The sequence below is a fragment of the Micromonospora sp. CPCC 205554 genome, from assembly GCF_036902745.1.
GTDB classification, from domain to species: Bacteria; Actinomycetota; Actinomycetes; order Mycobacteriales; family Micromonosporaceae; genus Micromonospora; species Micromonospora tulbaghiae.
In genome coordinates this window covers 88,699-113,932 of the sequence record NZ_JBAKHP010000005.1, presented here as the reverse complement: position 1 = coordinate 113,932, position 25,234 = coordinate 88,699, and the positions used below count along the sequence as shown (strand labels likewise).

The following is a 25,234-nucleotide window of genomic DNA, read 5'->3' as shown; positions in this document are numbered from 1 at the left end:
CCGGGGCGGGGACGGCGGCGGTCAGAAGTCGTCGTCGAAGGTGACCGAGCCGGTCACCCCGACCTGGTACGCCGACACCCGGCGCTCGAAGAAGTTGGACAGCTCCTGCACGTCCTGCAACTCCATGAACGCGAACGGGTTGCCGCTGCCGTACATCGGGGCGATGCCGAGCACGGCGAGGCGCCGGTCGGCCACGTGCTGGAGGTACTCGCGCATGTCGGCCAGGGACATCCCGGGTACGCCCTGCCCGAGCAGGTCCTCGGCGAAGCTCACCTCGCACTCCACCGCCTCGGCCAGCATCTCCCGGACCTGCTGCTCCATCTCGTCGTCGAACAGGTCCGGCTCCTCGGCGCGTACGGTCTCCACCACGTCGAAGGCGAACGCCATGTGCATCGACTCGTCCCGGAACACCCAGTTGGTGCCGGAGGCCAGCCCGTTGAGCAGGCCCCGGGACCGCAGGAAGTAGACGTAGGCGAACGCGCCGTAGAAGAACAGCCCTTCGATGCACGCGGCGAAGCAGATCAGGTTGAGCAGGAACGCCCGCCGGTCCGCGCGGGTCCGCAGTTCCCGCAGCTCGAAGATCGAGTCGATCCACCGGAAGCAGAACTCGGCCTTGCGGGCGATCGACGGGATGTTCTCCACCGCGGCGAACGCGGCGAAGCGTTCCTTCTCGTCCGGCACGTACGTGTCCAGCAGGTTCAGGTAGAACTGGACGTGCACCGCCTCCTCGAACAGCTGCCGGGACAGGTAGAGCCGGCCCTCGGGGGAGTTGACGTGCTGGTAGAGGTTGAGCACCAGGTTGTTGGCGACGATGGTGTCGCCGGTGGCGAAGAACGCCACCAGCCGCGACACCAGGTGCCGTTCGGCCGGGGACAGCTTCGCCAGGTCGGCGAGGTCTCCGTGCAGGTCGACCTCCTCGACCGTCCAGGTGTTCTTGATGGCGTCCTTGAACCGGTCGAAGAAGCGCGGGTAGCGCATCGGCCGCAGGGTCAGGTCCATGCCGGGGTCGAGCAGCATGTGCCGGGTCGGTGCGGTGGTGGTCACTGGCATGCCTCGCAGCTCTCGGGGTTCTCCAGGGAACAGGCCAGCGCCTCGTCGTCGCTCACGGCGGAGACCACGCCGGAGACCGGGGCGAGCACCGGCGCGACGGTGGCCTGCTGGATGCGGGTGGCGGGACGGGAACGCAGGTAGTAGGTGGTCTTCAGCCCGGCCTTCCAGGCGTACAGGTACATCGAGGAGAGCTTGCCGATGGTCGGCGCGCTCAGGAACAGGTTCAGCGACTGGGACTGGTCGACGAAGGGCGCCCGCGCGGCGGCCAGGTCGATCAGCGCCCGCTGCGGCAGCTCCCAGGCGGTGCGGAACAGCTCCCGCACCGGCGCGGGCAGCTCGGTGATGTCCTGCACCGAGCCCTCGGCCCGCTTGATCCGGTCGCGGACCTGCGGCGTCCACAGCCCGCGCGCCTTCAGCTCCCGCACCAGGTACGTGTTGACCTGGAGGAACTCCCCGGACATGGTTTCGCGCTTGAACAGGTTGGACACCTGCGGCTCGACGCACTCGTAGCAGCCGGCGATGGACGCGATGGTGGCGGTCGGCGCGATCGCCACCAGCAGCGAGTTGCGCAGCCCGTGCGCGGCGATCCGCTCGCGCAGCGCCGCCCACCGCTGCGTCTGTGCCGGCTCCGCGCCCCACAGGTCCGGGTGCAGGTCACCCTTGGCGGCCCGGGTCTGCGGGTACGCCGGATGCGGGCCGAACTGCTCGGCCAGCCCGGCGGAGGTCTCCAGCGCGGTCAGCAGGATCTCCTCCTGCACGCGGGTGGACAGCTCCCGGGCCTGGGCCGAGTCGAACGGCAGGCGCAGCGTGAAGAACGCGTCCTGCAGGCCCATCAGCCCGAGCCCGACCGGCCGCCAGCGCGGGTTCGACGCCGCCGCCTGCTCGGCCGGGTAGTAGTTGATGTCGATCACCCGGTCGAGGAAGACCACCGCCGTACGCACGGTGGCGCGCAGCCGCTCCCAGTCCACCCCGTCGGCGGTGACGTGGGCGCCGAGGTTCACCGAGCCGAGGTTGCACACGGCGGTCTCGGTGTCGTCGTTCACCTCCAGGATCTCCGTGCACAGGTTGGACAGGTGGATCACGTTGCCCGGCTCACCGGTCTGGTTGGACAGCCGGTTCGCGGCGTCCTTGAACGTCATCCAGCCGTTTCCGGTCTGCGCGAGCGTGCGCATCATCCGCCCGTACAGGTCCCGGGCCTTCACCGTGCGGACCGCGTTCTTCTCGGCCGCCCGGTAGGCGGCGTCGAACGCCTCGCCGTACAGGTCGGGCAGCTCCGGGGCGTCCGACGGGTCGACCAGCGACCACTCGCCGTCGGCCTCGACCCGGCGCATGAACTCGTCCGGGATCCAGTTGGCCAGGTTGAGGTTGTGCGTACGCCGCGACTCCTCGCCGGTGTTGTCCCGCAGCTCCAGGAACTCCTCCACGTCCGGGTGCCACGGCTCCAGGTAGACGCAGGCCGCGCCCTTGCGCCGGCCGCCCTGGTTGACCGCGGCCACCCCGGCGTCGAGCGTCTTGAGGAACGGCACGATGCCGTTGGACCGGCCGTTGGTGCCCCGGATCAGCGCGCCCCGGCCGCGCACCCGCGACCAGGCGATGCCGATGCCGCCGGAGAACTTAGACAGCTTCGCCACCTGGTGGTACCGCTCGTAGATCGAGTCCAGCTCGTCGCGCGGCGAGTCGACCAGGAAGCACGACGACATCTGGGTGTGCCGGGTGCCGGAGTTGAACAGCGTGGGGGAGCTGGGCAGGTAGGCCAGACTGGACATCAGCCGGTAGAACCCGACCGCCTCGCCGGGGGTGCGGGACAGCCCGCACGCCACCCGCAGCAGCCAGTACTGCGGCGTCTCCACCACCAGCCGCGACTGCGGGTGCCGCAGCAGGTAGCGGTCGGCCACCGTGCGCAGTCCGAAGTACTCGAACCGCAGGTCGCCGTCCGGGTCCACGGCGTCGTCGAGCTTGCGGGCGTGCCGGGCCACGAACGCGGCCGTCTCGTCGCCGATCAGGCCCAGCCCGTGCGCGTACGCGATCGACTGGCTGAAGCTCGCCACGCCCTGGCCGCGGACCTCCTTGTCCACGTACGCGGCGAGCAGCCGCGCCGCCAGCTTCGAGTACTGCGGCTCCTCGCCGATCAGCTCCGCCGCGGTCTGGATCGACAACCGGTCCAGCTCGGCGGTGGTCGCCCCGTCGTAGAGCCCGCTTATCGTCTTGGTGGCCACCCGCAGCGGGTCCACCTCGTCCAGGTCGGCGACCCAGCGCTCGACCGCCCGGACGATCTTGTTGACGTCCACCGGCTCGGTGTCGCCGTCCCGCTTGCGTACCCGCATCGCCGGGCGGCGGGCCTCGGACCCGGCGGTCCCGGACGGGGGACTCTCCTGTACGACAGTCATGACCTCTCCTCGCTGTCACCGTCTGGAGACGGCGGGAGACGCCAACGGACGCGGCACGGCCGGCCCGGCTGCTGGCGTCGGTCGTCCCGCGCGACCTCCGACCGCCGTACGCCGGAGGCGCACGGCGCGCTGGCAGGTCTTCGGACTCGCGGGCCCGACCGGGGTCGCCGGTCGCCTACCGGCCGTCGCTTCCCAGGCCGGTGGCCCAGTGCTGTTGACGGCTGTCGTTCCCACTCACCGCTGCGGGGCAGTCCCGGACTTCCACCGGGTTCCCTCTTGCCTCGGACGGACCAGTGAAGGCCCGGCCGAACCAGCTGCGAGGAACACCATATATGGCGGTGAGGTCTTCATGGCAACACCAGATGTCGTGTCGGCGTGTCGGAATGATCTCACCGTCCACAGTGCCCACCCCCGATTCGGGCGCGGCCCGGCGGGCGCGATACTCGGCGGTATGGGGAATACCGGGCGCCGCTGGGCGTGGGTGGCGGTCCTGCTCGTCGGCGTCGGGCTCCACCTGCTGGTGCTGGAGACACTCGCCGGCACCGGGACCGTCACGTTCGTACCGGCGCTGATCGTGCTCGGCGCGTCCGTCGCACCCGCCACGTTCCTGGCCTTCGCCCAGGGGCGGCCGGCCCGCCGCCCGGTCCCCGGCTCCGTCGTCGGCGTCGCCGCGCTCCTCGGCGGTGTGATCGGCGTGGTCGCCGCCGGCTGGCTGGAGTACGGCACCCTGCACCGCCTCGGCGTCCTGCCGATGGCGCTCGTCGGCCTGGCCGAGGAGACCGCCAAGCTGATCGTGCCGGCCGGCATCCTGCTGCTGTGGCGGCGGCACCCGTCCCCGGCGCAGGGGCTGGTGATCGGCGTGGCCTCCGGCGCCGGGTTCGCCGCGTTGGAGACCATGGGCTACGCGTTCGCCGCGTTCGTCGGGTCGGAGGGCAACCTCGGCGCGGTCGAGCGGACGCTGCTGGTTCGCGGTCTCACTGCGCCCGCCGCGCACCTGGCGTGGACCGGGCTGACCGCCGCCGCGCTGTTCACGTTCGCCGCCGCGCCCGGCGGCCGCAGACTCGCGGCGTTCCTGCTCACCTTCGCCGCCGCCGTCACGCTGCACACCTGCTGGGACACGTTCGGCACCCAGCCCGCGTACGTGTTCATCGGCGGCGTCTCACTGGGCTGGGTGCTGCTGCGCCTGCACCTGGACCGCGAGCGGCCGGCCGCGTCCGGGACGCCGGCCGCGCCGGCGCCCCGGGAGACGGCGGCGCACCCCGGCTGACCCGCACCCCCGGCTACGGCGGCGGACCGTGCCGCCCGCCGCCGGAACCGGTGCGGCCCGCGCCGTGCCGCCGGTCAGCCGCTCGTCAACCGGCGGCCAGCCGGACACCGAGCGCGACGAAGGCGACCGCGCAGACCCGGTCGACGCGCCGCGACCAGCGGCTGTCGCCCCACCGGCCGGCGAACCGCCCGGCGCCCACGCCGAGCGCCAGGTCCACGGTGAGCTGCACCGCGACGAACAGCGCGCCGAGCAGCACCAGCTGCGCCGCCACCGGACCCGCCTCGGGCCGGACGAACTGCGGCAGGAACGCCACGCTGAACAGGATCATCTTCGGGTTGAGCAGGTTCGTCAGCAGCCCGCGCCGGAACGCCCGCCCGGCGCCGCCGTCCGGCCGGTCCGCCCGCGCGCCGGGCCGGCCCGTGCCGCGCAGCGCCCGCAGTCCCAGCACGATCAGGTACGCCGCACCGGCCCACCGGATCGCGGTGAACAGCACCGGCGACGCGGCGATGACGGTGGCGAGCCCGGCCACCACGGCGGCGACGTGCACCGCCTCCCCGGCGGCGACCCCGAGCGCGGCCACCGCGCCCGCCCGTGGGCCGTACCGGGTGGCGTTCGCGAGCACGAACATCATGTCCGGCCCCGGGGTGAGCATGAGCACCACGATCGCGGCCAGGTAACCGGCGAGCGTGGCCGCCGACAGTCCGAGCACCGCTCAGCCCTCCCCGGCGCCGTCGAGCAGCGCCCGGCGCAGCGCCAGCCGGTGCTCGCGCCGGATCTGCGCCTCCCGGTAGCGCCGCCGGTCGCCCTCGGTCTCGGTGTGCAGCGGCGGCACCGGCCGGGGCTGCCCCTCGTCGTCGACCGCCACCATCACCAGATGCGCGGTGGCCACGTCCACCGGCGGCACCGCGCGGTCCCACCGGTCCGCGCTGACCTTCACCGCCACCTCCATCGAGCTGCGGCCGGCCCAGGTGATCCGGGCGTCCACGTGGACCACGTCCCCGACGCGTACCGCGCGCAGGAACGCGGTCTCGTCGATCGCGGCGGTGACGGCCGGTCCGTCGGAGTGGCGGGCGGCGACGACCCCGGCGACCGAGTCGATCAGGTTGAGGATCCGCCCGCCGTGGACCGTGCCCATCAGGTTGGTGTGGTGCTGGTCCATGATCTGCGACAGGGTCAGGTGCGAGGCCGACGGTGGTCGGCCGGTGAGCGTGATGGTGTCGGGCACTGTGCGGTTCCGTCCTCGCAGAAGCGGACCGCCGACCGGCCGGGGGTGCACGTCGAGGGCACGCCGGCGGCGCACCGCACGGCGTGTCACCCGCCCGACCCACCCGCGAGGTCGACGGCGGCGCGCACCGGTGGTACGCGCGACGCGGGCAGGTCTTCGGACTCGCGGGCACGACACGAGGTCGCCTACTGGCCGTCGCTTCCCAGGCCGTGGCCCAGTGCTGTTGACGGCGGTCGTTCCCACTCACCGCTGCGGGGCAGTCCCGGACTCTCACCGGGTTCCCTCTTACGACACCCGGCCGTCGCCGACCGGGTGAACCAGCGCTTCCCGCAGCGTAGCCCAGCGCCCGGACCCGGCGGCACGGGCGTCAGGCCGGTGCCGATCCCGTCCCGGCCGCGGCCAGCGGGGCGGCGCCGAACGACACCGCGAACCGCTTGCACCAGATCGACACGCTGCGCAGACCGTCCAGGTCCACCGAGGCCGGGATGTCGTACGCCTGGTCGCCGATGTTGCCCTTGAGCCGGCCCAGCTCGACCCAGCGGCGGTCGTCGAACACCTGCCAGCCGGCACGGCCAGGCAGCACCTTCCGGTCGGTGAGCCACACCCGCAGGTCGGGCCCGTCCGAGGTGTCCAGTCCGCGCAGGAGCAGCTGCCGGCGGCCGTCGGCGAGGCGGACCAGCTGCGCCCGGCCGGACGTGTCGTGCTCGTGGGTGACGAAGTCACCGGCGGCGAGGACCACGTCGGCGGGCGCGGCGCCGGTCGCCGGCGGTCCAGTCGTGCCGGCCGGCTGCGGCAGCGGCTCCGCCACAGTGGGCAGCGCCTCGCGTACCTCGCGGTCGGTCACCAGCCGCCACGGCTGGAACAGGTACAGGCTCACCCCGAGACCGGTGACGGCCACGACGGCGACCACCGACAACACCACACGTCTTCTGCCCATGCTCCGACGGTAGGCGCGGAGCCGGCGGAAAGATCTTTCCGTCCGCTTACGGCTCGACCTCGGGCCGCCGCGCCGGGACGTCGATGGGTAGCGTCTGGCCCATGGGGCGCTACGTGCTCGTCGTCGACGACGACCGGACGGTGAGCGACGTCGTCCGGCGTTACCTGGAACAGGACGGCTGCCGGGTCCGGCTGTCCTTCGACGGGCCGGACGCGCTCGCCGCGGCCGAGGAGGAGCCGCCCGACCTGGTGGTCCTCGACCTGATGATGCCGGGTCTCGACGGCATCGAGGTGTGCCGGCGGCTGCGCCGCCGCCTGCCCGGTCTGCCGGTGGTCATGCTCACCGCGCTCGGGGACGAGGCCGACCGGGTCGCCGGGCTGGAGGTCGGCGCGGACGACTACGTGACCAAGCCGTTCTCGCCGCGCGAACTCGTGCTGCGCATCCGGTCGGTGCTCCGGCGCGCCGCCCCGCAGGACCGGGGACCGACCGGGGTGCTGCGCGACGGCGACCTCACCGCGGACACCGGCAGGCGCGTCGCCGAGCGCGGCGGGCAACCGCTGTCGCTGACCGTACGGGAGTTCGACCTGCTCGTGTTCCTGCTGACGAACCCCGGGCACGCCTGGTCACGGGCCGAGCTGCTGGACCGGGTGTGGGGCTGGCGGTTCGGCGACCAGTCCACTGTCACTGTCCACGTCCGGCGGCTGCGGGAGAAGATCGAGGACCACCCGGCGCAGCCCCGCCGCATCGTCACCGTGTGGGGCGTCGGTTACCGGTACGAGCCACAGGACGCGTCCCGGTGAACGAACTGATGGTCATCGGGCTCTACGCCCTCCTCGCCGGCGCAGCCGTCGGCGCGCTCGGCGTCGGCGCGCTGCGGCTGGTGCGCCACCGGTCGATCCTCGCGCACATCGCGGTGCTGCTCGCGGTCACGATCGCCTCGGTGACAGCGGGTGTCACGGCCGTCGCCCAGGCCATGTTCCTGTCCGCGCACGACCTCCAGGTCGTCCTCGTCACGGTCGCGGCGTCCGCGGCGCTCAGCCTGGCCGTCGGGGTGGCGTTCGCCCGCCGGCTGGCGCAGGCGGCGGTCTGGGCGGACCAGGCCCGGCAGCGGGAACGGCAACTGGAGGCCGGCCGCCGCGAACTCGTCGCGTGGGTCTCGCACGACCTGCGTACGCCGCTGGCCGGGCTGCGGGCGATGGCGGAGGCGCTGGAGGACCGGGTGGTCGCCGAGCCGGCGGCGGTCGCCGAGTACCACCGCCGGATCCGGGTCGAGACGGACCGGATGACGCGCCTGGTCGACGACCTGTTCGAGCTGTCCCGGATCACCGCCGGAGCGCTGCGGCCCGCGCTGTCCCCGGTCCCGCTCGGCGACGTGGTCTCCGACGCGATCGCCGCCACCGCGCCGCTGGCCGCCGACCGGCGGGTCCGGGTGCTCGCCCCGGAGACCGGCTGGCCGACCGTCCGTGCCGCCGAGGCCGAACTCGCCCGCGTCGTGACGAACCTGCTGGTCAACTCGGTGCGGTACACGCCACCGGACGGCACGGTGCGCATCGACGCCGGCCGGGACGACGACGACGCGTGGCTCGCCGTCTCCGACACCTGCGGCGGCATTCCCGACGCGGACCTGCCCCGGGTGTTCGACGTGGCGTTCCGGGGCACCCGGGCCCGTACCCCCGCACCGGCCGGCGGCGACGAGGCGGCGCCGGCCGGCGGCGGTCTGGGCCTGGCGATCGTGCGCGGTCTGGTCGAGGCGCACGGCGGGCGGGTGCACGCGCACAACGTGACCGGCGGGTGCCGATTCGTCGTCCGCCTGCCGGCGGTCTGACCGGCCCGCCCGGCTCACCGGGCGGGCCGGTCGCCGCCGCCGGCTGGTGCGGCGGGCCGGTCAGCCTGCTTCCGGGGGAGCGGTCTCCACCAGGCGTCCCTCGGCCAGGCGGAGCCAGCGGCCGACGTTGATCGCGGCGAGGAACCGCTCGTCGTGGCTGACCACCAGCAACGCGCCCCGGTAGGCGTTGAGCGCGCTCTCCAACTGGCCGACGCTGACCAGGTCGAGGTTGTTCGTCGGCTCGTCGAGCAGCAGGAGCTGCGGTGCCGGTTCGGCGCCCAGGACGCAGGCGAGCGTGGCGCGCAGCCGCTCACCGCCGGAGAGCACACCCACCGGCAGGTGCGCTCGCGGGCCGCGGAACAGGAACCGGGCGAGCAGGTTCATCCGCTGCGCGTCAGGGGCCTGCGGCGCGAACACGGCCAGGTTCTCCGCCACGGTACGGTCCAGGTCCAGCAGGTCCAGCCGCTGCGACAGGTACGCGATCCGGCCCTCGGCGCGGGTGATCCGGCCGCTCTCGGGCTCCAGGTCGCCGTCGATCAGGCGCAGCAGTGTGGACTTGCCCACGCCGTTGGCGCCGAGCAGGGCGATCCGCTCCGGGCCCCGGATCGTCAGGTCGACGCCGTCGGCGGCGAACAGGGACCGCTCGCCGTGCCGGACCCGGACCCGTTCGGCGGTCAGCAGCGTACGCCCGGCCGGCACGTTCGTGGCGGGCAGTTCCACCGTGATCCGCTGCTCGTCGCGCAGCGCCCGCTCGGCCTCGTCCAGCCGCGCCCGGGCGTCGTCGACGCGCCCCGAGTGCATCTCGTTCGCCCGGCCGGCGGACTCCTGGGCGTTGCGCTTCATGGTCCCGGCGAAGATCTTCGGCAGGCCGGCGCTCTTCAGGTTGCGGGAGGCGTTGCCGGCCCGCCGGGCGGCCCGCTCGCGGGCCTCCTGCAACTCCCGCTTCTCCCGCTTGAGCTCCTGTTCGGCGCTGCGGACGTTCTTCTCCGCCACCTCCTGCGCGGCCCGCACCGTCGCCTCGTACGAGGTGAAGTTGCCACCGTGGAAGCGCATCTCACCGCGGTCGAGCTCGGCGATGCGCTCCATCCGGTCCAGCAGCGCCCGGTCGTGACTGACCAGCAGCAGGCAGCCGTTCCACTGCTCCAGCACGTCGTAGAGCCGGTGCCGGGCGTCGAGGTCGAGGTTGTTCGTCGGCTCGTCCAGCAGCAGCACGTCGGGTTGCTTGAGCAGTTGCGCCGCCAGGCCGAGGGAGACCACCTGCCCGCCGCTGAGCGTGTCCAGGCGGCGATCGAAGGCGAGGTCGCCGAGTCCGAGCCGGTCGAGCTGGGCGCGGGTGCGTTCCTCGATGTCCCAGGAGTTGCCGATGGTGGTGAAGTGCTTCTCGTCGGCGTCGCCGGCCTCGATGGCGTGCAGAGCCGCGATCAGCGGGGCGATCTCCAGCACCTCGGCCACTGTCAGGTCGGCGGCCAGCGGCAGGCTCTGCGGGAGGTAGCCCAGCACGCCGTCGACGGTGATCGACCCGGCGGTGGGCCGGTGCTCACCGGCGATCAGCTTGAGCAGCGTGCTCTTGCCGGCGCCGTTCGGCGCGACCAGTCCGGTCCGGCCGCCGCCGAGGGTGAAGGAGAGGTCCTGGAAGACCGGGGTGTCGTCCGGCCAGGAGAAGGTCAGGTTCGAGCAGACGATGAAGGAGCGAGACATCGGGAAGACGACCTCGAAGATGAGGGCGGGCGGACCTCAGCCGCCCGGCGGGGGACACGGTCTCGGGGTACGACGGAACGACCACGGCGCCTGCCTGCGGTCGGTCACATGTCCGGTCTCACCCGGAGATGTCGTCGTCACCCGCCATGTCTGGTCTCCCTTGTGCGATCCTCGCGCCCGGGCCACGTCCGGCCCGGGGTCCACCGTAGCACCGGCCGGTGCCCGGCGCGGACGTGCCGGACCGGCGTCCGCGCGGAGGTCCGGCGCGCCGTGCGCCCGATGCTCCTGGCCGCCGCCCGGCCGCTGTGCGGCTGCGACGCGGTCCGGGCCTGCCGGGGACCTCAGGCCGGGAGAACCTTGCGACTGCGGTGCCCCTGGCCGAGGGCCGACCGAACCTGCATCATAGACATCCATGAGTGCGCAGCAGTCCGCGGCCGCGTGGCGCACGACGGCGTCCGGCCCGCCGCGCGACCGGTGGGCCACAGTGCTCAGCCACGTGACGGCCGCGATTCCGGCCGGCACCGCCTACGTCCTCGTCGACGGCCACGCGCACGAAGCGGCCCTGCTGGCCGACCGCCTGGCCGCCACCCTGCTCGACGCGGGCCGTCCTCGCATCCGGCTCACCGGAGCGATCTGCGCCGTCCCCGCCGACCTCCGTGGCGGCCTCACCCCGGGCACGGTCGTCATCGCCGCCGGCCACGCCTGGCGGGCCCATCTGCCCACCGGCCACTGGCACCTGACGATCCGGGTGCGGGGCGCCTCCCCGGTGCGCGGGCACCACCACCGGCGCGGTTCCGCCGACATCGTGGTCGACCTGCACGACCCCGCGTGGCCGGTCATCCGTCACATCGGCGCCTGGTTCGCCCACACCGACGCCTGGTACGGCACGGAGACGCAGGCGTTCTTCGCCGCCCGCGCCGCCACCTGGGACACCGGGTCCGGCGGGGACCTGGCCGCGTACGCGGCCGCCGTCACCGAGGCCGCCATTCCCACCGGAGCCAGCGCCATCGACGTCGGCTGCGGCACCGGCCGCGCACTACCGGCCCTGCGCGCGGCCGTCGGACCCGCCGGCACCGTCCTCGGCGTCGACCTGACCCCCGCCATGATCGACGTCGCGCGGTCCCGGGCCCGCGCCGCCGACGCCGCGCTCGCCCTGGCCGACGTCCGCCGCCTGCCCCTGCCCGGCCGCGCCGTCGACGCCGTCTTCGCCGCCGGCCTGCTCGCGCACCTGCCCGACGTCGACGCCGGACTGCGCGAGCTCGCCCGCGTCACCCGCCCCGGCGGCCGCCTCGTCCTCTTCCACCCCTCCGGCCGCGACGACCTCGCCGGTTTCGACGGCACCGGCGACCCCCTCGCCGAGACGCCCTTACGGCTCGCCGCCCACCGCACCGGATGGCACCTCACCGGCTACGACGACCCGCCGCACCGATTCCTCGCCGTCGCCACCCGGCGGTGACCCCCGGCCCGGATGAGCAATCTGGGAGAAGAGGGCTCACCGCATGACGTCTAGCGTCGATCCGTGTACCTACCGTGATCGCCGGCAGGGGGATACCGCATGTCGAACCGGTTCATCGGCGCGCTCAACGGTCGTCATCACCGCACGGCACTGTCGGCCTTCATGGTCGTCGTGCTCGCGCACTGGGCGGAACATCTGGTCCAGGCGTACCAGATCTGGGTGCTCGGCCGGCCCCGTCCGCAGGCGCGGGGCGTCCTCGGCGAGTTCTATCCGTGGCTGGTGACGTCCGAGGTCATGCACTACGGGTACGCGCTGCTCATGCTCGTCGGTCTCTTCCTCCTGCGCCCGGGGTTCGCCGGGCGGTCGCGCACCTGGTGGACGGTCGCCCTGGCCCTCCAGTTCTGGCATCACATCGAGCACCTGCTGCTGCTGATCCAGGCGCAGACCGGACACTTCCTGTTCGGCAACGCGGTGCCCACGAGCCTGCTCCAGGTGGTCTACCCGCGCGTCGAGCTGCACCTGTTCTACAACTCCGTCGTCTTCATCCCGATGGTCGTCGCCATGTACCGGCATCTGCGGCCCTCCGCCGCCGAGGAGCAGGCCATGGTGTGCACCTGCGCCGGCCGCCGGGTGGCGCCGGCGCTGGCTGTGACGCGGGGTGGTGTGTGACCCGCGCCCGGTGGGCGTCCGCCGTCGTCGTGGGCCTCGCGGTGCTGTTCGGATGGACCGGAGCCGCGTGGGCCGGCTCCGGCGCGGCGGGCAGCGTCCCCGCCGACGGCGCCGTCCTGACGTCGGCGCCGTCGGCGGTCGAACTGGTCTTCACCGGGCGGCCGGTGGCTGCCGCCTCGCACGTGGCGGTGCGGGACGCCGCCGGACGGTCGCTGGCCGTCGGCGAGCCGCGGCCGAGCGGGGACCGGTCCCTGGTGCAGACGGTACGCGGCGCCGAACGCGGCGATGTCGTCGTCGCCTACCACGTGGTGCTCGCCGACGGTGGTGAGAAGACCGGCACGCTGTGGTTCAGCGTCGGCACCGGGATGCCCCCGGCACATTCGTCGGATCAGGGCGGCGAGGCGGTCGCACCGCTGCACGAGCACGGGATCGACCCGCTGAGTGCCGTGCTGCTCCTGATCAACGCCGTCGTGGTGTTCGTGGCCGTCGCCATGCTCGTCCTGCGGCCACGTCGGAGCGTCGAGCCGCCGCCCGCCGCGGCTCAGCACCCGGAGATGAGCAGCCGCTGAGCCCGGCCGGGCGTGGCAGGCAGACGCCACAACGCGTCCACGGCGGCCATTCCCGGTCCGAGCGGCACCGGCGGAAGGTTGAGCCGCCGGGCCGCCGCCACCGCGCCGGGCGTTCCGTGCGCCATGCCGGCGCCGCTCCAGATCGACCACTCCGCCACCAGCGTCACCGCCGCCGGCAGGTCGGCCGCGAGGCGTACGGCGCAGCGCCGCAGCAGCTCGTTTGCGAGCGCGTACGCGCCGAGGCTGCGGTGGGGCCGCTCGGCCGTGACGGAGCCGAAGACGAGCACCCGGCGTAGGGCATGGCGGTCCACCGCGTCCAGCGCGTGCCGCAGGCCGTCCACCTTCGCCGCCTGGACGGCGGTCAGCCCGGCCGCCGTGCCGGCCGTGACCGGGCCGCCACGCAGCAGCCCGGCGCAGTGCACGACGCCGGCCAGCGGCCCGCGTCGGATGCCCGCGAGTGCCCGGCGCAGTGCGGCGCCGTCGGTGACGTCGGCCCGGAGCACCGTCACCCCCGTGGTCCCCGCCATACGGTCGAGATGCCGGCGGCCCGCGGTGCCGAGCCGCTCGGGTGTGGCCGTGTCGGCCAGGATCGGGTGCAGGCCGTGACGGCAGGCCAGGACGGCGGCGACCCGCAGGCCGAGCCCGCCCAGCCCGCCGGTGACCAGCACGGCTCCGCCGGAACCGGTCGTGCCGGCCGCCTGGGGCAGGTGAACCGGCCGCCAGTCGGTGGTGCGGAGCCGTCCGTCCCGGTCCACCCGCACCTCGCCGGCGACCGGGGCGGCGGCAGCGACCAGGCCGGTGGCGGCGCGCACCGCGGCCGGGGTGGGGCCCTCGGTCAGCTCCGCCACCACGCAGGACAGGCCGGGATGTTCGACGGCCGCGGCGCGAGCCAGGCTGCCGCCGCCCGCGCCCAGGTGCACGACCGCGAGCCGGCTGCCCCGTGCCACGGCCGTCCTGATCGCCCGCAGCAGTCGACGGTTGTCGACCCGGTGGAAGGCGCGGCCGAGCAGCACGGCGACCGCCTCCGGCGCGTCGTCGCGGCTCGCCGCCCGCAGCGCCGGGGCGAGCGGGTGCCGCTGCGGGCCGAGGATCGTCCACCGGTACGCCCGCGGTTCGCCGGGCGGCGCGGCCTCGCGTTCCCGGTCTGTGCGGATGTCGAGCGTGGTCCTCATCGCAGGACCGCGAGCAGGGTGGGGATGGCCTCGGCCTGGAAGTCCACATCCACGTCGAAGTCGTTGATCATCCCCTCCAGGACGAGCAGCGACATCAGCGGGAAGACGAACTCCGGCGCCGCCGTGATGCCGTACCGCCGCTGCAGGTTGAACAGCTCCGCGGCGAACGGCGCGAGCCGGAACTGCCCGGCGGTGCGGCGGTGGTTGCGCACCACGAGATCCCGGACGCCGGCCTGGAACGCCTGCACGTCGCACCCCGGCGGTACGTGTTCGGCGCTGCGCAGGATGACCTCGGCGGCCTGCTGCCCGCGACCCATGGACATGGACAGGAAGAACTCGGCGAACAGTCGCCGTACGTGCGGCTCGAGCCGGACCACGAACCCCGCGTCGAGCAGCACCACCTCCTCCACCCGCAGGTAGAGGTTGCCGGGGTGCATGTCGCAGTGCACCAGCCCGTCGACGAACAGCATCCGGTACACGCCGTGCAGCACACGCCGGACGATCTGGCGGCGCTGCTCGCGGTTGAGGTCACCGGGCTTGAACTGCCGGAGGTCCGGGATCCATTCCATGACCAGGACGCCGTCGCGGCAGAGCGCCGGCAGTGGCGCCGGGATCCGGAACGCCGCGACGTCGGCGAGGTTCTGCCGCAGTTGCAGCAGCGCCGTGGCCTCCTGCGCGAAGTCGAGCTGCCGCAGCACGGCGGTGGAGACGTGGCCCAGCATGCGGCGCATCGGCACCTTGCGCAGGCCGGGCAGGCGTTCGAGCAGCCCGGCGCCGGCACTGAGCAGGTCGAGGTCGCGGCGCATCTGCGGGCCGATGCCGCCGCGCCGCACCTTGACGGCCACCGGCGTGCCGTCGTGCAGCCAGGCCCGGTAGACCGAGGCGATGCTGCCGCTGGCCACCGGCTCGGTGCCGATGCGCGCGAACGGCGTTCCGTCCGGATAGGCCTCGGCCAGCACCGCACGGGCCTCCCGGGCGGACATCGCGGGAACCCGGTCGTTGAGCCGGGCGAGCTGGTCGCACCACCGCCCGGGTAGCAGATCGCGGCGTGTGCCCAGGATCTGGCCGCCCTTGACGAAGGTCGGGCCCAGCCGGGTGAGCAGTGTCGTCACCACGGCGGACGTGGGCGAGGCCCGCCGGGCGAGCCGCCGGCCGGCCGCGACGGTGAGGTGCCGGACCGTGATCGCCGCCCAGGCGGCGGCGCGGCCGGACATCTGCGGTAGGGACGAGCGCGGTACGGACGTGGGCGTGTAAGCCACCATCGAAGCCCCCGATCGCTACATGTACTGACAGCTTAGGGAGGGATGGAAAGGCGTGAGAAGTGTCCAGGTTCATTTTTCTATAGCGTCGTCGATGTTGAGCCTGACGGAACCGACCGAAGGGAATGCGAGATGGCGATCGACCTATGCAACAAGTCTCCAGTGTCCGCCGACGGTGAGGTCCGGACGTGGCCGCAGGAAACCGCACTGCTCGAGGACCTCGGCACCGAACAGCGCGACGCGCTCAACTTCGCGTACCGCACGACGCTGAGCAACGTGGATCCCCGGCTGGTGGCCGGCGACCCGGCGGCGTGGGCGAGCGACTTCGGGTACGCCCTCAACCGGGTGGCGATCCGGCTCGACAACCGCACCAACGACGAGCTGCGTCACGACGCCCTGCACCACGCCGACCCGGCCATGCGCGAGCAGGCGATGTACGAGTACGCCGACCGCGACCAGGCCGACGCCTTCGAGCTCCTGGAGGAGGTCGTCCGGCACGACGCCAACCGGGAGGTGCGGTGGGACGCGCTGTGGGCGATCGAGAAGCTGGGCGGCGCCCAGGCGATCTCGACCCTGCAGAAGTTCCTCGGTGACGCCGACCCGGAGATCGCCGAATGGTCCAAGCTGTTCATCAGCGAGCTGCAGAGCGGTGACCCGTCTTTCGACGGCCGGGACGCCCTCTACACGCCGGGCCGCACCTTCGACGAGACCATCTACCTGCTGATCCACTGCGACCTGTACGTGCGTCTCGACGAGTCGAACACGCACTGGGGCAAGATCTCGCTGGCCCCGCAGGGCCTGGCGCGGATCTACGGCCAGGCCCACGCCTGCCCGAACGTGCAGACCCGCGAGCGCCAGCTGGTGATCGCCAAGACGATCTCCGGCCTGCACGCCGACGGATCGCCGCACTGCGACAACTACCTGTTCCGTGGCTTCACCGACCGGACGCGCCGCGACCGGGGCAACTTCTTCTTCGAGTCCCTGGTGCCGCGGACCTTCTTCAAGTCCGGGCGTGCCGACGACCCGAGCGAGGGCGTGCGCAAGGCGAACATCGGCTTCGCCCGGTACGGCACCTGGCACCTGGAGCCGAAGTTCCAGATCCGCGAGGAGGCCGCGATCCGCTACGTCCGCGGCCGCTTCCAGGGCTGGGGCTACGTGAACCTGGCCCGTATCGCGGGCCGCTCGATCGAGCAGGTCCTCACCCCGGGCAACGGCGTGCTGTCCACGCTGCACGACCCCGAGGTCGGGCCGATGACCAACGCCTTCATCCTCGGCACGTTCAAGGGCAAGCTGAACGACTGGGACGGCGACGGCCGCATCGACATGAACTCGCGTGACGTGTACTCCACCGTCGACGGTGAGATCGACTCCGACCAGGACGGTGTCGCGGACGAGCCCGGCCTGACCTGCTGCGACCACACCACGCTGATGCCCTGACGGGCGAGGCACCCCGCATCCGTTCCCACGATCCATGCGATGCGTCCGGGCGGCCGAGGCCGCGCCGAACTCTCAGGAGGAGAAGACCATGACAGCCCCCGCCAGCAAGCCCTCCGTGATCTACGGCCGGCCGGTTCCCACCGACGGCGTTCCCAACCGGTACGTCGGCACGGAGGTCAAGCCGTGGACGCCGCCGGTCCCCGGCATCGACAACCTCGGCATCACCTCGGTCGACACGTTCGCCGTGCCCGGCGTCGGCGAGTACACCGTGCCGTTCGAGGGCTACGTCCGCGTCGTGCGCTCGGAGCCGACCTCCGAGGACTGGGCGACCGCCGAGGTCTACACGAACCTGATCGAGATGAAGATGACCGGCAGCTGCGAGGAACTCGGCGAGATCACCGTCACGCTGAACCCCGACTGCCTGTCGACCGGCCAGATCCGCACCCCCTTCGACCCGTACGCCGGTGAGGGGCCGTCGGCGAAGGCCTGCCGCATGGCGGTCGGTGCCATCTTCGACATGCCGAAGCTCGGCCTGAAGCTGATGAACAAGGAACCGATCATCCTGACCATCGACGACGTCCGGCAGATCCCGCCGGCGGGATCGCCCGGCAAGGGCCAGATCTACCGGATGCTGCCGCTGCACGACACCCGGTACCCGGAGAAGGATCCGGTGGCGTACGTGACCAGCCTGCGGTTCACCATGGGCGGTTACCTCGCCAAGGACGCGATGTAGCAGTGAGATGGACGCGGGCCGGACGCGCAGCGGTCCGGCCCGCGTTCGCCGGCCGGGAGGAGAGACGATGGACGACCACGGTGGTGACCGGAGTCGACGGCTTCCCGGAGCGCCTCCGGTCCGGACGGCGATCACCGTTCCGGTCGGCGTGGACGAGCTCTGGGCGGCCCTGACCGATCCGGTCCGCCTCGCCGCCTGGTTCGGCACCACGCGCGGCGACTGGCACGTCCGGACGCCGTGGCGGATCGACTTCGGCGACGGTGACTTCTTCGTGGTCACGCCGGTGCGCGTCACCGACGACCGGCTCATCGAGTTCACCTGGTCGTTCCTCGGCGTCGGACCCGAGCAGCACATCACCTGGCGGGCCGCGCCCACCGCCGGCGGCGCGCGGCTCACCGTCGAGGACGCCGACCCGGTGCGGCCGCCGGCCGAGATCGAGCAGATGCGAGCGGGCTGGACCGACTTCCTGCGACGACTCGACGGGTACCTGCGCACCGGCCGCTCGACGCGCTACGACTGGCGGTCCGACATCGACGGCTCGGTCGACCTGCCGCTGGGCTGGGACGCGTTCGAGCCGTCGCTGCTCTACCGGTGGCTCCCGGTGGCCAGCGACGGCTTCCGGCCCGCCTGGTTCTTCGTGGTCGACGCCGACGGGCCACGCCGCTTCCCGCTCGACGACTGGTCGGTGCGGGAGGGGACCGTGACGTTCACGGTGCAGGTCACCGAGCGCGGCGCCGGCACCACCGCCGAGCTGGCCGTGCACCGGCTGGCCGACCGCCAGCGGCTGGAGTTCAGCCACCAGGGCTGGCGCCACCTCGGGCTGCCGGACAACCGCGCGCACGCGCTGCGCCGCCGCTTCGCCGCCGCCTGGACGGCCGCGGCCGACTGCGCGCGCGAGCTCGCCCGCCTGTCGGTCCCGCCCGGGTAGGCGGTCACTCGCCGCCACCACATTGTCATGCAATACTCAAGTAGCATGACAGCCGGAGGGTGGACGAAGTGAACGGGGCCCGCGGGAAACGCTCCTACGACCAGCAGTGTGCCCTCGCTTACGCCTTGGATGTGGTGGGCGAGCGGTGGACCTTGCTCGTCATTCGCGAACTACTGCACGGCCCGCGCCGCTACAATCAGTTACTGGAAGCGCTACCCGGCATCGGCACGAACCTGCTTGCCGCCCGGCTCGCCGCGCTGGTCGACGCCGGCCTGCTGACACCGACCGAGCCCCGCAAACGCACCGGTGGCTACCAGCTGACCGACCTGGGCCGCTCGCTGCACGAGCCGATCCTCGGGCTGTCCCGCTTCGGGCTGGCCTACGCCGCCGGGCACGAGCTTCCCTCCGGGGCCACGGTACGCGCGTCCTGGGCCGTCCTCGCCATCGAGGCCATGGTGGACGACGTACGCACCGGCGAGATCGACGAGAGCTACGAGTTCCGGGTCGACGACGAGATCTTCCACGTCGACGTGCGGGCCGGCCACGCCGAGGTCGTGGCCGGGCCGGCCGACGCGCCGTCGCTGACCGTCCGGACCGACGCGCGCAGCTTCTTCAGCCTCGGCATGCGCCAGCTCGACCCGATCGAGGCGCTGGTCAGCGGGCAGGTCGCGGCGGTCGGTGTGCCGGCGGCGGTCACCCGCTGCCTGCGGCTGCTCGGCATCACCCCCGACGTGGCGGTCTCCACGGACCGGCTGGCCGACGTGGGGCCCGCCCCGGTGTGACGCCGTTGGTCCGCGGACGAGATGTGAGGGAGCGCAGATGAGCGAGACGTTCGGCGGCACGCTGGTGTGCGAGCAGGTCGGGGCGTGGACCTATGTCACCGTCCCGCCCGAGATCGCCGGCCGGCTGGGCACCGCGGCGCGGATCCCGGTGACCGGCCGGATCAACGACACGCCGTACGCCGGCTCGGTGATGACCGGGCCGAACGGCAACCGGTACATCGTGGTCAACAAGACCGTACGCTCCGCCGCCGGCGTGGAGGCGGGGGACGACGTGCGCGTCGTCCTGGAACCGGACACCGAGGCGCGCACCGTGGAGGTGCCCGACGACCTGACCGCCGCGCTCGGCGATCATCCCGACGCCCAGGCGTTCTTCGCCACGCTGTCCTACTCGCGGACCAAGGAGTACGTCACCTGGATCACCGGCGCCAAGCGGCCGGAGACCCGGGCCCGGCGGATCAGCCAGGCCGTCGAGCTGCTCGGCGCCGGCCGGGTGCTCAAGGGCTGACCCCGGCGCCGGGTCGGGGCGGCGCTGCGCAAGTTGCGAGAAGCGGCGAGACCCCCGGCCTTCCTACGATCGGCGTACGCGTTCCGGCCCCGGACGGCGGCATGCGACGCACCTGATCCTGACTCCCGCGCACCGATCGACGCCGTGCCGGCGGCGACCGGTGATCCGTGGTGCCCGTCAGCGGCCGGGTGGCCGTCCGCCGTCCTCGTGCCGGCCCAGGTCGCACCCCAGGGAGGCAGACCGTGTCCGTCGAATCGGCAGAGCTGAACGGAGCACACACCACGGAGACGTCCTGGCCGGACTTCGCCGAACTCGAACCGTCGCGGGCACTGGACGCCTTTCCACCGCTCAACGCGATCCAGGCCCGCTCCATCGTGCAGGACCGCTGGGAACGCCTCGTCGCGGTCGTCGAGATCCCGAACCCGATCGAGCGGGTCTGGCAGGCGCTCACCACGCCGGAGGAGATCCGTTCCTGGCTGGCGCGGTGCCGGGGCTCACTGACCGCCGTCGGCAGCGACGTCCTGCTCGACTTCGAGGACGGCGAGTTCTTCCACTGCCGGCCGCTCGTGGCTGAGCCGCCGCGTGACGGTCACGCCGAGCTGAAGTATTTCTGGCGCTGGGTCGGCGTCGGACCGGCCACCCGGGTCGTCTGGGAACTGGACGGCACCGCCGACGGCGGCACCCGGATCACCGCGACCGAGGAGGCCCTGAACTCACCGTCGGACTGGCGCGGCTGGAACGGCAACGGCTGGCCGGGGATCCTCGACCAGCTCGCCGGCTATCTGCGCACCGGCACGACGTGGCGCTGGCCGTGGCGGCGGATGGGTCCGTACGTGCAGATCGAGCTGGAGTCCACGCCGTACGACGCCTGGGAGCTGCTGACCAGGCCGGAGTCGCTGCGCTACTGGCTGCAGCGCCGCTTCGGCACGTTCACCGACGGCGACAAGCTCACCCTGATCATGGGAGACGCCAGCGGCGTGGTGGAGATGTCGGTGCACCGTCACGTCGAACCCAACCAGCAGTTCCCCTCCTACCTGCCGTGGCTGGAGTTCGGCCTGCGCCGGGCCTCCTGGCCGGTCGAGCTCAACGGCAAGCTCTACATCGAGCCGGCCGGCGTGGGCCGCAGCCTCTTCCAGATCTTCGTGGACAACTGGGAGAACCTCCCGGCCGAGCTGCAGCGCGAGGAGCGCGAGATCATCTGTGGCTTCTTCCGCGACTCGATGGTCCGGGCCCAGAACCTGACCTCGCCGCGGCCCTCGCCGTCGCACCAGCACGGCTGGACCTGATCCGCGTCGTCACCCTCCGAGGAAGGCAGCTGCGATGACCCTGTCCGACCAGGTCGAGACCGGGGCGCCGGACGCCCTGATCCAGCTCATGTCGCCGGCCGCCGCGGCCGACCCGTACCCGATCTACTCCTGGCTGCGCGAGACCGCGCCCGTCTACCGCAGCCGGTTCGGCGCGTACCTGGTGAGCCGGTACGCCGACGTGCAGTACGTGCTCAAGCACGCCGAGGTCTTCCCCGGCGCGCACCCGGACGCGATGGCGCAGATGTTCCCGCAGGCCGTCGAGCACGAGGCGTACGACGTACTGGTCAGCTCGCTGGTGGGCAGCAACCCGCCCAAGCACACCCGGCTGCGCAAGCTGATCGGGCACGGGTTCACCAGCCGCCGGGTGGCCGACATGCAGGCATCCATGGAACGGTGGTCGGACCGGCTCGTCTCGGGTGTGCTGGAGCGGCTGGTCGACGGGGCCACAGTCGATCTGCACACCGACGTCTCGGTGCCGATGCCGATGCACATGATGTCCGACCTGATCGGCATCCCCGAGCCGGACCGCGAGTCGCTCGCCCGCAACGTGCCCGAGATGATGAACGTCGTCGACCCGGCCGCGACACCCGACGCGGTCCGGCGGGCCGACGAGGCGTTCCGCGAGCTGGGCACCTACTTCGACGCCATGATCGCGCAGCGCCGCCGGGACCCGCGCGACGACCTCGTCTCGGCGCTGGTGCAGGTGCGCGACGCCGAGGACGGCAGCCTCGACGACGCCGAGCTGCGTACCCTGCTGTTCACCCTCTGGTCGGCCGGCTTCGAGACGACGGCGACCGCCATCGACAACGCGATGTTGCTCCTGCTGGAGGACCCCGGGCGCGGACGCTGGCTGGACACCGAGGACGGCACCCGCAGGTTCGTCGAGGAGACGCTGCGCTTCGAGTCGTCCGTGCAGGTCGCACCCGGCCTGCGCTTCACCGGCGCGGACGTGGAACTGGGTGGGGTCGTCATTCCACAGGGGTCGCAGGTGCGGCTGCTGATCGGGTCCGCGAACCGGGATCCGGAGGCGTTCCCGGACGCGGACGTGTTCGACCCGGGCCGCGCCGGCCCCATGCCGCTGAGCTTCGGCGCGGGAATCCACTACTGCCTCGGCGCGGGTCTGGCCAGGTTGGAGATCGCCGTGTTGCTCCGCCGGCTGCGCGCCGCCGCTCCCGGCCTGGTGCCGGCCGCCCCGCCGGTGCGGCGGCGCACGATACCGCTCCGCGACTTCGCGTCGCTGCCGGTACGGCTCCGTCAGGTCGACTGACACTACGCGAAACACAAGTTCGGTAACTGCGCGAAGATATAGTGGATGATAGGGTGTCGGCATGGCGGACGCGATCAGAGCGCGAGACATCAACAAGCAGCTAGGCAAAAATAAGGTTGTCAGCGCCTTGTCGCTGGACGCCGCGCCCGGCACGGTGGTGGGTCTGCTCGGCCCCAACGGCGCCGGCAAGACGACGACCGTGCGGATCCTGTCCACTCTGCTCCGGGCCGACTCCGGCACCGTCGAGATCTACGGCGTCGACGCGGCGAAGCAGCCGGGGCGGGTCCGTTCGATGATCGGACTCACCGGCCAGTTCGCCGCCGTCGACCCGGTCCTCACCGGCCGGGAGAACGTCGAACTGGTGGCCCGGCTCTACCGCATCGGCCGGGCCGAGGCCCGGCGGCGCACCGGTGAGGTGCTCACCCGCTTCGGTCTGGACGAGGTCGCCGACAAGCAGGTCAAGACCTACTCGGGCGGCACCCGCCGACGACTCGACCTCGCCACGAGCATCCTCATCCGCCCGCGCGTGCTCTTCCTCGACGAGCCCACCACCGGCCTCGACCTGGAGTCACGGCTCGGGTTGTGGACCGAGATCGAGATGCTGGTCCGTGAGGGCACCACCGTCCTGCTGACGACGCAATATCTGGACGAGGCGGACCGGCTGGCGAAGACGATCACCGTGCTCGACAAGGGGCGGGCGGTGGCCCAGGGCACCCCGTCGGAGCTGAAGTCGCGCGTCGGCGGCGACCGGGTGGAGTTCGTCCTGGAGGATCCCGCCCGGCTCGACGACGCGGTCGCCCTGCTTCGTGCGCCGGGCGCAGAGGAGCCCGTCGTCGACCGGCCGCTGGCGCAGATCACCGCGCGGATGGGCGACGATCTCATCCGGGTGGCCGACGCGCTGAACCGGCTGGCCGACCACGACATCCGGGTGGCGACCCATGTGGTCCGGCGCCCCACCCTCGACGACGTCTTCCTGGCCCTGACCGGCAGTCGCGCCGCCGCGGCCGGCGCCGGGACGTCGTCCGCTCGGAAGGGAGAGGGCAAGTGACCGTCGACGAATCGACGACCCGGCAGCGGGACACCCCCACGCAGGCGTGGGAGGCGCCGCCCGAGCGGCGGGGGCCCGGCTGGTTCGTGGGCGACGTGCTGCTGCTGGCCGGGCGCAACATCCGGCACATGCAGCGCCGCCCCGACCAGCTGATGGCCGCGATCCTGCAGCCGATGATGTTCTTCATCCTCTTCACCTACGTGTTCGGCGGCGCCATCTCGGTTCCGGGCGGCGACTACAAGCAGTTCGTGCTGCCCGGGGTCTTCGGCCAGATCGTCGTCTTCGGTGGCATCGCCGGCATGTGTGTGGGCATCGCGGAGGATCTCCGCAACGGCATGATGGACCGGTTCCGCTCGCTGCCGATGAGCGACAGCGCGGTGCTGATCGGCCGCACCCTGGCCGAGACCTTCCGCAACCTGATCGCGCTCGTGGTCACCGGTGCGGTCGGGTACGCCTTCGGGTTCCGGCTGCACGGCACGTTCATGCAGGTGCTGGCGGGGATCGGCGTGCTGCTGCTGTTCGGGTTCGCGCTCTGCTGGGTGCTCTCGGTCGTGGGTGTCACCGCGTCCAGCGCCGAGGGTGCGCAGAGCACCGCGATGCCGTGGATGTTCCTGCTCGGCTTCGTCAGCTCGGCGTTCGTGCCGTCCGAGTCGATGCCCGGGTGGCTGCGGCCGTTCAGCGACAACAGCCCCGTCACGCTGACCATCAACGCGGCGCGCGACTACTTCAACGGCGTCTCACCGGGCAGCGACGCCGTGGCGTCGGTCCTGTGGTCGCTCGGCCTGCTGGTGGTCTTCGTGCCACTGGCCACGGCACTGTTCCGCAAGGCCACGGCGCGCACCTGACGGGTGGGGTCGACCCGGCGATCGGCAGGAGGAACCCACGACATGGAGGTCATCGGCGTCGGCTTCGGCCGTACCGGCACCGCCTCGCTGCGGGAAGCTCTCAACATTCTCGGAATGGGCCCCACCTACCACACGAAGGAGATCCTCAAGGATCCCGCCCGGCTTGCCGACTGGCAGGCGGCTGTGGCCGGGGCCGACGTGGACTGGGACCAGGTGTTCGCCGGCTACCGGTCCACCGTCGACTGGCCCGCCGCGGCGTTCTGGCGCGAGCTCGTGGAGCGGTACCCGGAGGCGAAGGTCATCCTGACCGTGCGCGACCCGGTGCAGTGGCACCGCTCGTGCATGCGCACCATTTTCATGGCCTACCGGCAGGATCTGTTCAGCCGGCTCCTCGTCCCCGCCATGCAATTGCCGCTGCGGGCGCTCGATCGGCGTTTCGGCGCGTTCAACGAGATCTTCGACGGCGTTTTCCGCCGCCATTTCGGGGACGGGCCGATTCAGGACGAGCAATATGCCGTCGAGATCTTCGAAAAGCACGTCCGCGACGTCCAGGAACGCGTTCCGGCTGAGCGCCTCCTGGTTTATCGAGTATCGGAAGGATGGCCCACCTTGTGCAAGTTCCTCGGTGTGGGAGTGCCCATCGTCGCCTTCCCGCACGACAATGACCAGGATGCCTTCCAGCGGGACAGCCGGCTGTTCGTCACCCGCGGCCTGGCCCGCATGGTGACCGGTCCGGTGCGCCGCGCGGTCAGCCGGTTCCGGGGTGCGCAGGACGCCCCGGAGGCGGCCGGCCAGAACCGCTGAGGCCGCCGCCTCGGTCGTCCCCCGCCGGCCGCTCCGGCAGTCCGGCCGTGTCCGGCGCTGCCGC

At 72.4% G+C, this 25,234-nt stretch carries 24 protein-coding genes and 2 riboswitches; of the genes, 16 read left to right on the top strand and 8 right to left on the bottom strand.

The window, feature by feature from the left end; all coding sequences use genetic code 11:
- Window positions 1-21: 21 nt before the first annotated feature.
- Window positions 22-1,050 (bottom strand): ribonucleotide-diphosphate reductase subunit beta, encoded by a 1,029-nt coding sequence (locus V6U82_RS09685; protein WP_334460579.1) that lies wholly within the window; start codon window positions 1,048-1,050, stop codon window positions 22-24.
- Window positions 1,041-3,437, bottom strand: coding sequence for a ribonucleoside-diphosphate reductase subunit alpha (locus V6U82_RS09680; protein WP_442933432.1), 2,397 nt, complete (start codon window positions 3,435-3,437; stop codon window positions 1,041-1,043). The genes V6U82_RS09685 and V6U82_RS09680 overlap by 10 nt, the downstream gene beginning before the upstream one ends.
- Before the next feature lie 114 nt (window positions 3,438-3,551).
- Window positions 3,552-3,767: riboswitch (cobalamin riboswitch) on the bottom strand.
- Between the two features lie 121 nt (window positions 3,768-3,888).
- Between V6U82_RS09680 and V6U82_RS09675 the strand changes: the two genes are divergently transcribed.
- Window positions 3,889-4,704: a PrsW family intramembrane metalloprotease gene (locus tag V6U82_RS09675; protein WP_334460578.1), complete on the top strand. Its 816-nt coding sequence runs from the start codon at window positions 3,889-3,891 to the stop codon at window positions 4,702-4,704.
- Between the two features lie 85 nt (window positions 4,705-4,789).
- Here the strand turns inward: V6U82_RS09675 and V6U82_RS09670 are convergent, their stop codons facing one another.
- The 3 genes from V6U82_RS09670 to V6U82_RS09660 form a co-directional block, all read right to left on the bottom strand.
- On the bottom strand, window positions 4,790-5,413 hold the full coding sequence (locus V6U82_RS09670) for a LysE family translocator (protein ID WP_334460577.1): 624 nt from the start codon (window positions 5,411-5,413) through the stop codon (window positions 4,790-4,792).
- A gap of 3 nt (window positions 5,414-5,416) precedes the next feature.
- Window positions 5,417-5,929: an acyl-CoA thioesterase gene (locus V6U82_RS09665; RefSeq protein ID WP_216933319.1), complete on the bottom strand. Its 513-nt coding sequence runs from the start codon at window positions 5,927-5,929 to the stop codon at window positions 5,417-5,419.
- 130 nt (window positions 5,930-6,059) lie between these two features.
- A riboswitch (cobalamin riboswitch) is annotated at window positions 6,060-6,266 on the bottom strand.
- Window positions 6,267-6,296: 30 nt separating this feature from the next.
- Window positions 6,297-6,866, bottom strand: a complete 570-nt coding sequence (locus tag V6U82_RS09660) for a DM13 domain-containing protein (RefSeq protein WP_334460576.1) — start codon at window positions 6,864-6,866, stop codon at window positions 6,297-6,299.
- A gap of 101 nt (window positions 6,867-6,967) precedes the next feature.
- On the opposite strand from V6U82_RS09660, the gene V6U82_RS09655 reads away from it, so the two are divergent.
- Together V6U82_RS09655 and V6U82_RS09650 are read left to right on the top strand one after the other, a co-directional pair.
- Entirely contained in the window at window positions 6,968-7,666 is a 699-nt protein-coding gene (locus tag V6U82_RS09655) for a response regulator transcription factor (RefSeq protein WP_334460574.1), read from the top strand.
- 8 nt (window positions 7,667-7,674) lie between these two features.
- A complete protein-coding gene (locus V6U82_RS09650; RefSeq protein ID WP_334460718.1) occupies window positions 7,675-8,691 on the top strand; it encodes a sensor histidine kinase in 1,017 nt (338 codons plus the stop codon).
- Between the two features lie 60 nt (window positions 8,692-8,751).
- Here the strand turns inward: V6U82_RS09650 and abc-f are convergent, their stop codons facing one another.
- Window positions 8,752-10,389 (bottom strand): ribosomal protection-like ABC-F family protein, encoded by a 1,638-nt coding sequence (gene abc-f / locus V6U82_RS09645; protein WP_334460573.1) that lies wholly within the window; start codon window positions 10,387-10,389, stop codon window positions 8,752-8,754.
- 412 nt (window positions 10,390-10,801) lie between these two features.
- Here abc-f and V6U82_RS09640 point away from each other — a divergent pair, with 412 nt between their 5' ends.
- From V6U82_RS09640 to V6U82_RS09630, 3 genes are all read left to right on the top strand, one after another.
- Window positions 10,802-11,845 carry a class I SAM-dependent methyltransferase gene (locus V6U82_RS09640; RefSeq protein WP_334460572.1) on the top strand — a complete coding sequence of 348 codons (1,044 nt, stop codon included), beginning with the start codon at window positions 10,802-10,804 and terminating at the stop codon, window positions 11,843-11,845.
- Window positions 11,846-11,944: 99 nt separating this feature from the next.
- Window positions 11,945-12,514: a hypothetical protein gene (locus tag V6U82_RS09635; RefSeq protein WP_128139331.1), complete on the top strand. Its 570-nt coding sequence runs from the start codon at window positions 11,945-11,947 to the stop codon at window positions 12,512-12,514.
- Window positions 12,511-13,083, top strand: coding sequence for a copper resistance CopC family protein (locus tag V6U82_RS09630; protein ID WP_334460570.1), 573 nt, complete (start codon window positions 12,511-12,513; stop codon window positions 13,081-13,083). Before V6U82_RS09635 ends, V6U82_RS09630 begins: the two co-directional genes overlap by 4 nt.
- On the opposite strand, the gene V6U82_RS09625 is transcribed toward V6U82_RS09630, so the two are convergent.
- Together V6U82_RS09625 and V6U82_RS09620 are read right to left on the bottom strand one after the other, a co-directional pair.
- Window positions 13,056-14,255: a KR domain-containing protein gene (locus V6U82_RS09625; protein ID WP_334460569.1), complete on the bottom strand. Its 1,200-nt coding sequence runs from the start codon at window positions 14,253-14,255 to the stop codon at window positions 13,056-13,058. The two genes, V6U82_RS09630 and V6U82_RS09625, sit on opposite strands and share 28 nt — an antisense overlap.
- Entirely contained in the window at window positions 14,252-15,469 is a 1,218-nt protein-coding gene (locus tag V6U82_RS09620) for an ABC1 kinase family protein (protein ID WP_334460567.1), read from the bottom strand. The genes V6U82_RS09625 and V6U82_RS09620 overlap by 4 nt, the downstream gene beginning before the upstream one ends.
- A 177-nt stretch (window positions 15,470-15,646) precedes the next feature.
- Here V6U82_RS09620 and V6U82_RS09615 point away from each other — a divergent pair, with 177 nt between their 5' ends.
- The 10 genes from V6U82_RS09615 (at window position 15,647) to V6U82_RS09570 (ending at window position 25,170) form a co-directional block, all read left to right on the top strand.
- Window positions 15,647-16,951, top strand: coding sequence for a HEAT repeat domain-containing protein (locus V6U82_RS09615; RefSeq protein WP_128137188.1), 1,305 nt, complete (start codon window positions 15,647-15,649; stop codon window positions 16,949-16,951).
- Between the two features lie 88 nt (window positions 16,952-17,039).
- Entirely contained in the window at window positions 17,040-17,684 is a 645-nt protein-coding gene (locus V6U82_RS09610) for a DUF6073 family protein (protein ID WP_128137189.1), read from the top strand.
- Window positions 17,685-17,751: 67 nt separating this feature from the next.
- Window positions 17,752-18,612 (top strand): SRPBCC family protein, encoded by an 861-nt coding sequence (locus V6U82_RS09605; protein ID WP_181726576.1) that lies wholly within the window; start codon window positions 17,752-17,754, stop codon window positions 18,610-18,612.
- Between the two features lie 68 nt (window positions 18,613-18,680).
- Window positions 18,681-19,394: a winged helix-turn-helix transcriptional regulator gene (locus V6U82_RS09600; RefSeq protein ID WP_334460565.1), complete on the top strand. Its 714-nt coding sequence runs from the start codon at window positions 18,681-18,683 to the stop codon at window positions 19,392-19,394.
- 37 nt (window positions 19,395-19,431) lie between these two features.
- Window positions 19,432-19,899 carry a YdeI/OmpD-associated family protein gene (locus V6U82_RS09595; protein ID WP_128137191.1) on the top strand — a complete coding sequence of 156 codons (468 nt, stop codon included), beginning with the start codon at window positions 19,432-19,434 and terminating at the stop codon, window positions 19,897-19,899.
- A gap of 242 nt (window positions 19,900-20,141) precedes the next feature.
- Window positions 20,142-21,185, top strand: a complete 1,044-nt coding sequence (locus V6U82_RS09590; RefSeq protein ID WP_334460562.1) for an SRPBCC family protein — start codon at window positions 20,142-20,144, stop codon at window positions 21,183-21,185.
- 34 nt (window positions 21,186-21,219) lie between these two features.
- Window positions 21,220-22,473: a cytochrome P450 gene (locus V6U82_RS09585; protein WP_128137193.1), complete on the top strand. Its 1,254-nt coding sequence runs from the start codon at window positions 21,220-21,222 to the stop codon at window positions 22,471-22,473.
- A 61-nt stretch (window positions 22,474-22,534) separates the two neighbouring features.
- On the top strand, window positions 22,535-23,521 hold the full coding sequence (locus V6U82_RS09580) for an ATP-binding cassette domain-containing protein (RefSeq protein ID WP_128137194.1): 987 nt from the start codon (window positions 22,535-22,537) through the stop codon (window positions 23,519-23,521).
- A complete protein-coding gene (locus tag V6U82_RS09575; RefSeq protein ID WP_128137195.1) occupies window positions 23,518-24,366 on the top strand; it encodes an ABC transporter permease in 849 nt (282 codons plus the stop codon). The genes V6U82_RS09580 and V6U82_RS09575 overlap by 4 nt, the downstream gene beginning before the upstream one ends.
- A gap of 42 nt (window positions 24,367-24,408) precedes the next feature.
- The gene (locus V6U82_RS09570; protein ID WP_128137196.1) at window positions 24,409-25,170 is read left to right on the top strand and encodes a sulfotransferase family protein; all 762 of its coding nucleotides are present in this window, start codon (window positions 24,409-24,411) and stop codon (window positions 25,168-25,170) included.
- Window positions 25,171-25,234: the final 64 nt, after the last annotated feature.

What these genes read in the sequence shown, in the direction of transcription:
- V6U82_RS09685 (WP_334460579.1), bottom strand. Translation starts at nt 1,050, where the DNA reads ATGCCAGTGACCACCACCGCACCGACCCGGCACATGCTGCTCGACCCC.
- V6U82_RS09680 (WP_442933432.1), bottom strand. Translation starts at nt 3,437, where the DNA reads ATGACTGTCGTACAGGAGAGTCCCCCGTCCGGGACCGCCGGGTCCGAG.
- V6U82_RS09675 (WP_334460578.1), top strand. Translation starts at nt 3,889, where the DNA reads ATGGGGAATACCGGGCGCCGCTGGGCGTGGGTGGCGGTCCTGCTCGTC.
- V6U82_RS09660 (WP_334460576.1), bottom strand. Translation starts at nt 6,866, where the DNA reads ATGGGCAGAAGACGTGTGGTGTTGTCGGTGGTCGCCGTCGTGGCCGTC.
- V6U82_RS09655 (WP_334460574.1), top strand. Translation starts at nt 6,968, where the DNA reads ATGGGGCGCTACGTGCTCGTCGTCGACGACGACCGGACGGTGAGCGAC.
- V6U82_RS09650 (WP_334460718.1), top strand. Translation starts at nt 7,675, where the DNA reads ATGGTCATCGGGCTCTACGCCCTCCTCGCCGGCGCAGCCGTCGGCGCG.
- abc-f (WP_334460573.1), bottom strand. Translation starts at nt 10,389, where the DNA reads ATGTCTCGCTCCTTCATCGTCTGCTCGAACCTGACCTTCTCCTGGCCG.
- V6U82_RS09640 (WP_334460572.1), top strand. Translation starts at nt 10,802, where the DNA reads ATGAGTGCGCAGCAGTCCGCGGCCGCGTGGCGCACGACGGCGTCCGGC.
- V6U82_RS09635 (WP_128139331.1), top strand. Translation starts at nt 11,945, where the DNA reads ATGTCGAACCGGTTCATCGGCGCGCTCAACGGTCGTCATCACCGCACG.
- V6U82_RS09625 (WP_334460569.1), bottom strand. Translation starts at nt 14,255, where the DNA reads ATGAGGACCACGCTCGACATCCGCACAGACCGGGAACGCGAGGCCGCG.
- V6U82_RS09620 (WP_334460567.1), bottom strand. Translation starts at nt 15,469, where the DNA reads ATGTCCGGCCGCGCCGCCGCCTGGGCGGCGATCACGGTCCGGCACCTC.
- V6U82_RS09615 (WP_128137188.1), top strand. Translation starts at nt 15,647, where the DNA reads ATGGCGATCGACCTATGCAACAAGTCTCCAGTGTCCGCCGACGGTGAG.
- V6U82_RS09610 (WP_128137189.1), top strand. Translation starts at nt 17,040, where the DNA reads ATGACAGCCCCCGCCAGCAAGCCCTCCGTGATCTACGGCCGGCCGGTT.
- V6U82_RS09605 (WP_181726576.1), top strand. Translation starts at nt 17,752, where the DNA reads ATGGACGACCACGGTGGTGACCGGAGTCGACGGCTTCCCGGAGCGCCT.
- V6U82_RS09595 (WP_128137191.1), top strand. Translation starts at nt 19,432, where the DNA reads ATGAGCGAGACGTTCGGCGGCACGCTGGTGTGCGAGCAGGTCGGGGCG.
- V6U82_RS09585 (WP_128137193.1), top strand. Translation starts at nt 21,220, where the DNA reads ATGACCCTGTCCGACCAGGTCGAGACCGGGGCGCCGGACGCCCTGATC.
- V6U82_RS09580 (WP_128137194.1), top strand. Translation starts at nt 22,535, where the DNA reads ATGGCGGACGCGATCAGAGCGCGAGACATCAACAAGCAGCTAGGCAAA.
- V6U82_RS09570 (WP_128137196.1), top strand. Translation starts at nt 24,409, where the DNA reads ATGGAGGTCATCGGCGTCGGCTTCGGCCGTACCGGCACCGCCTCGCTG.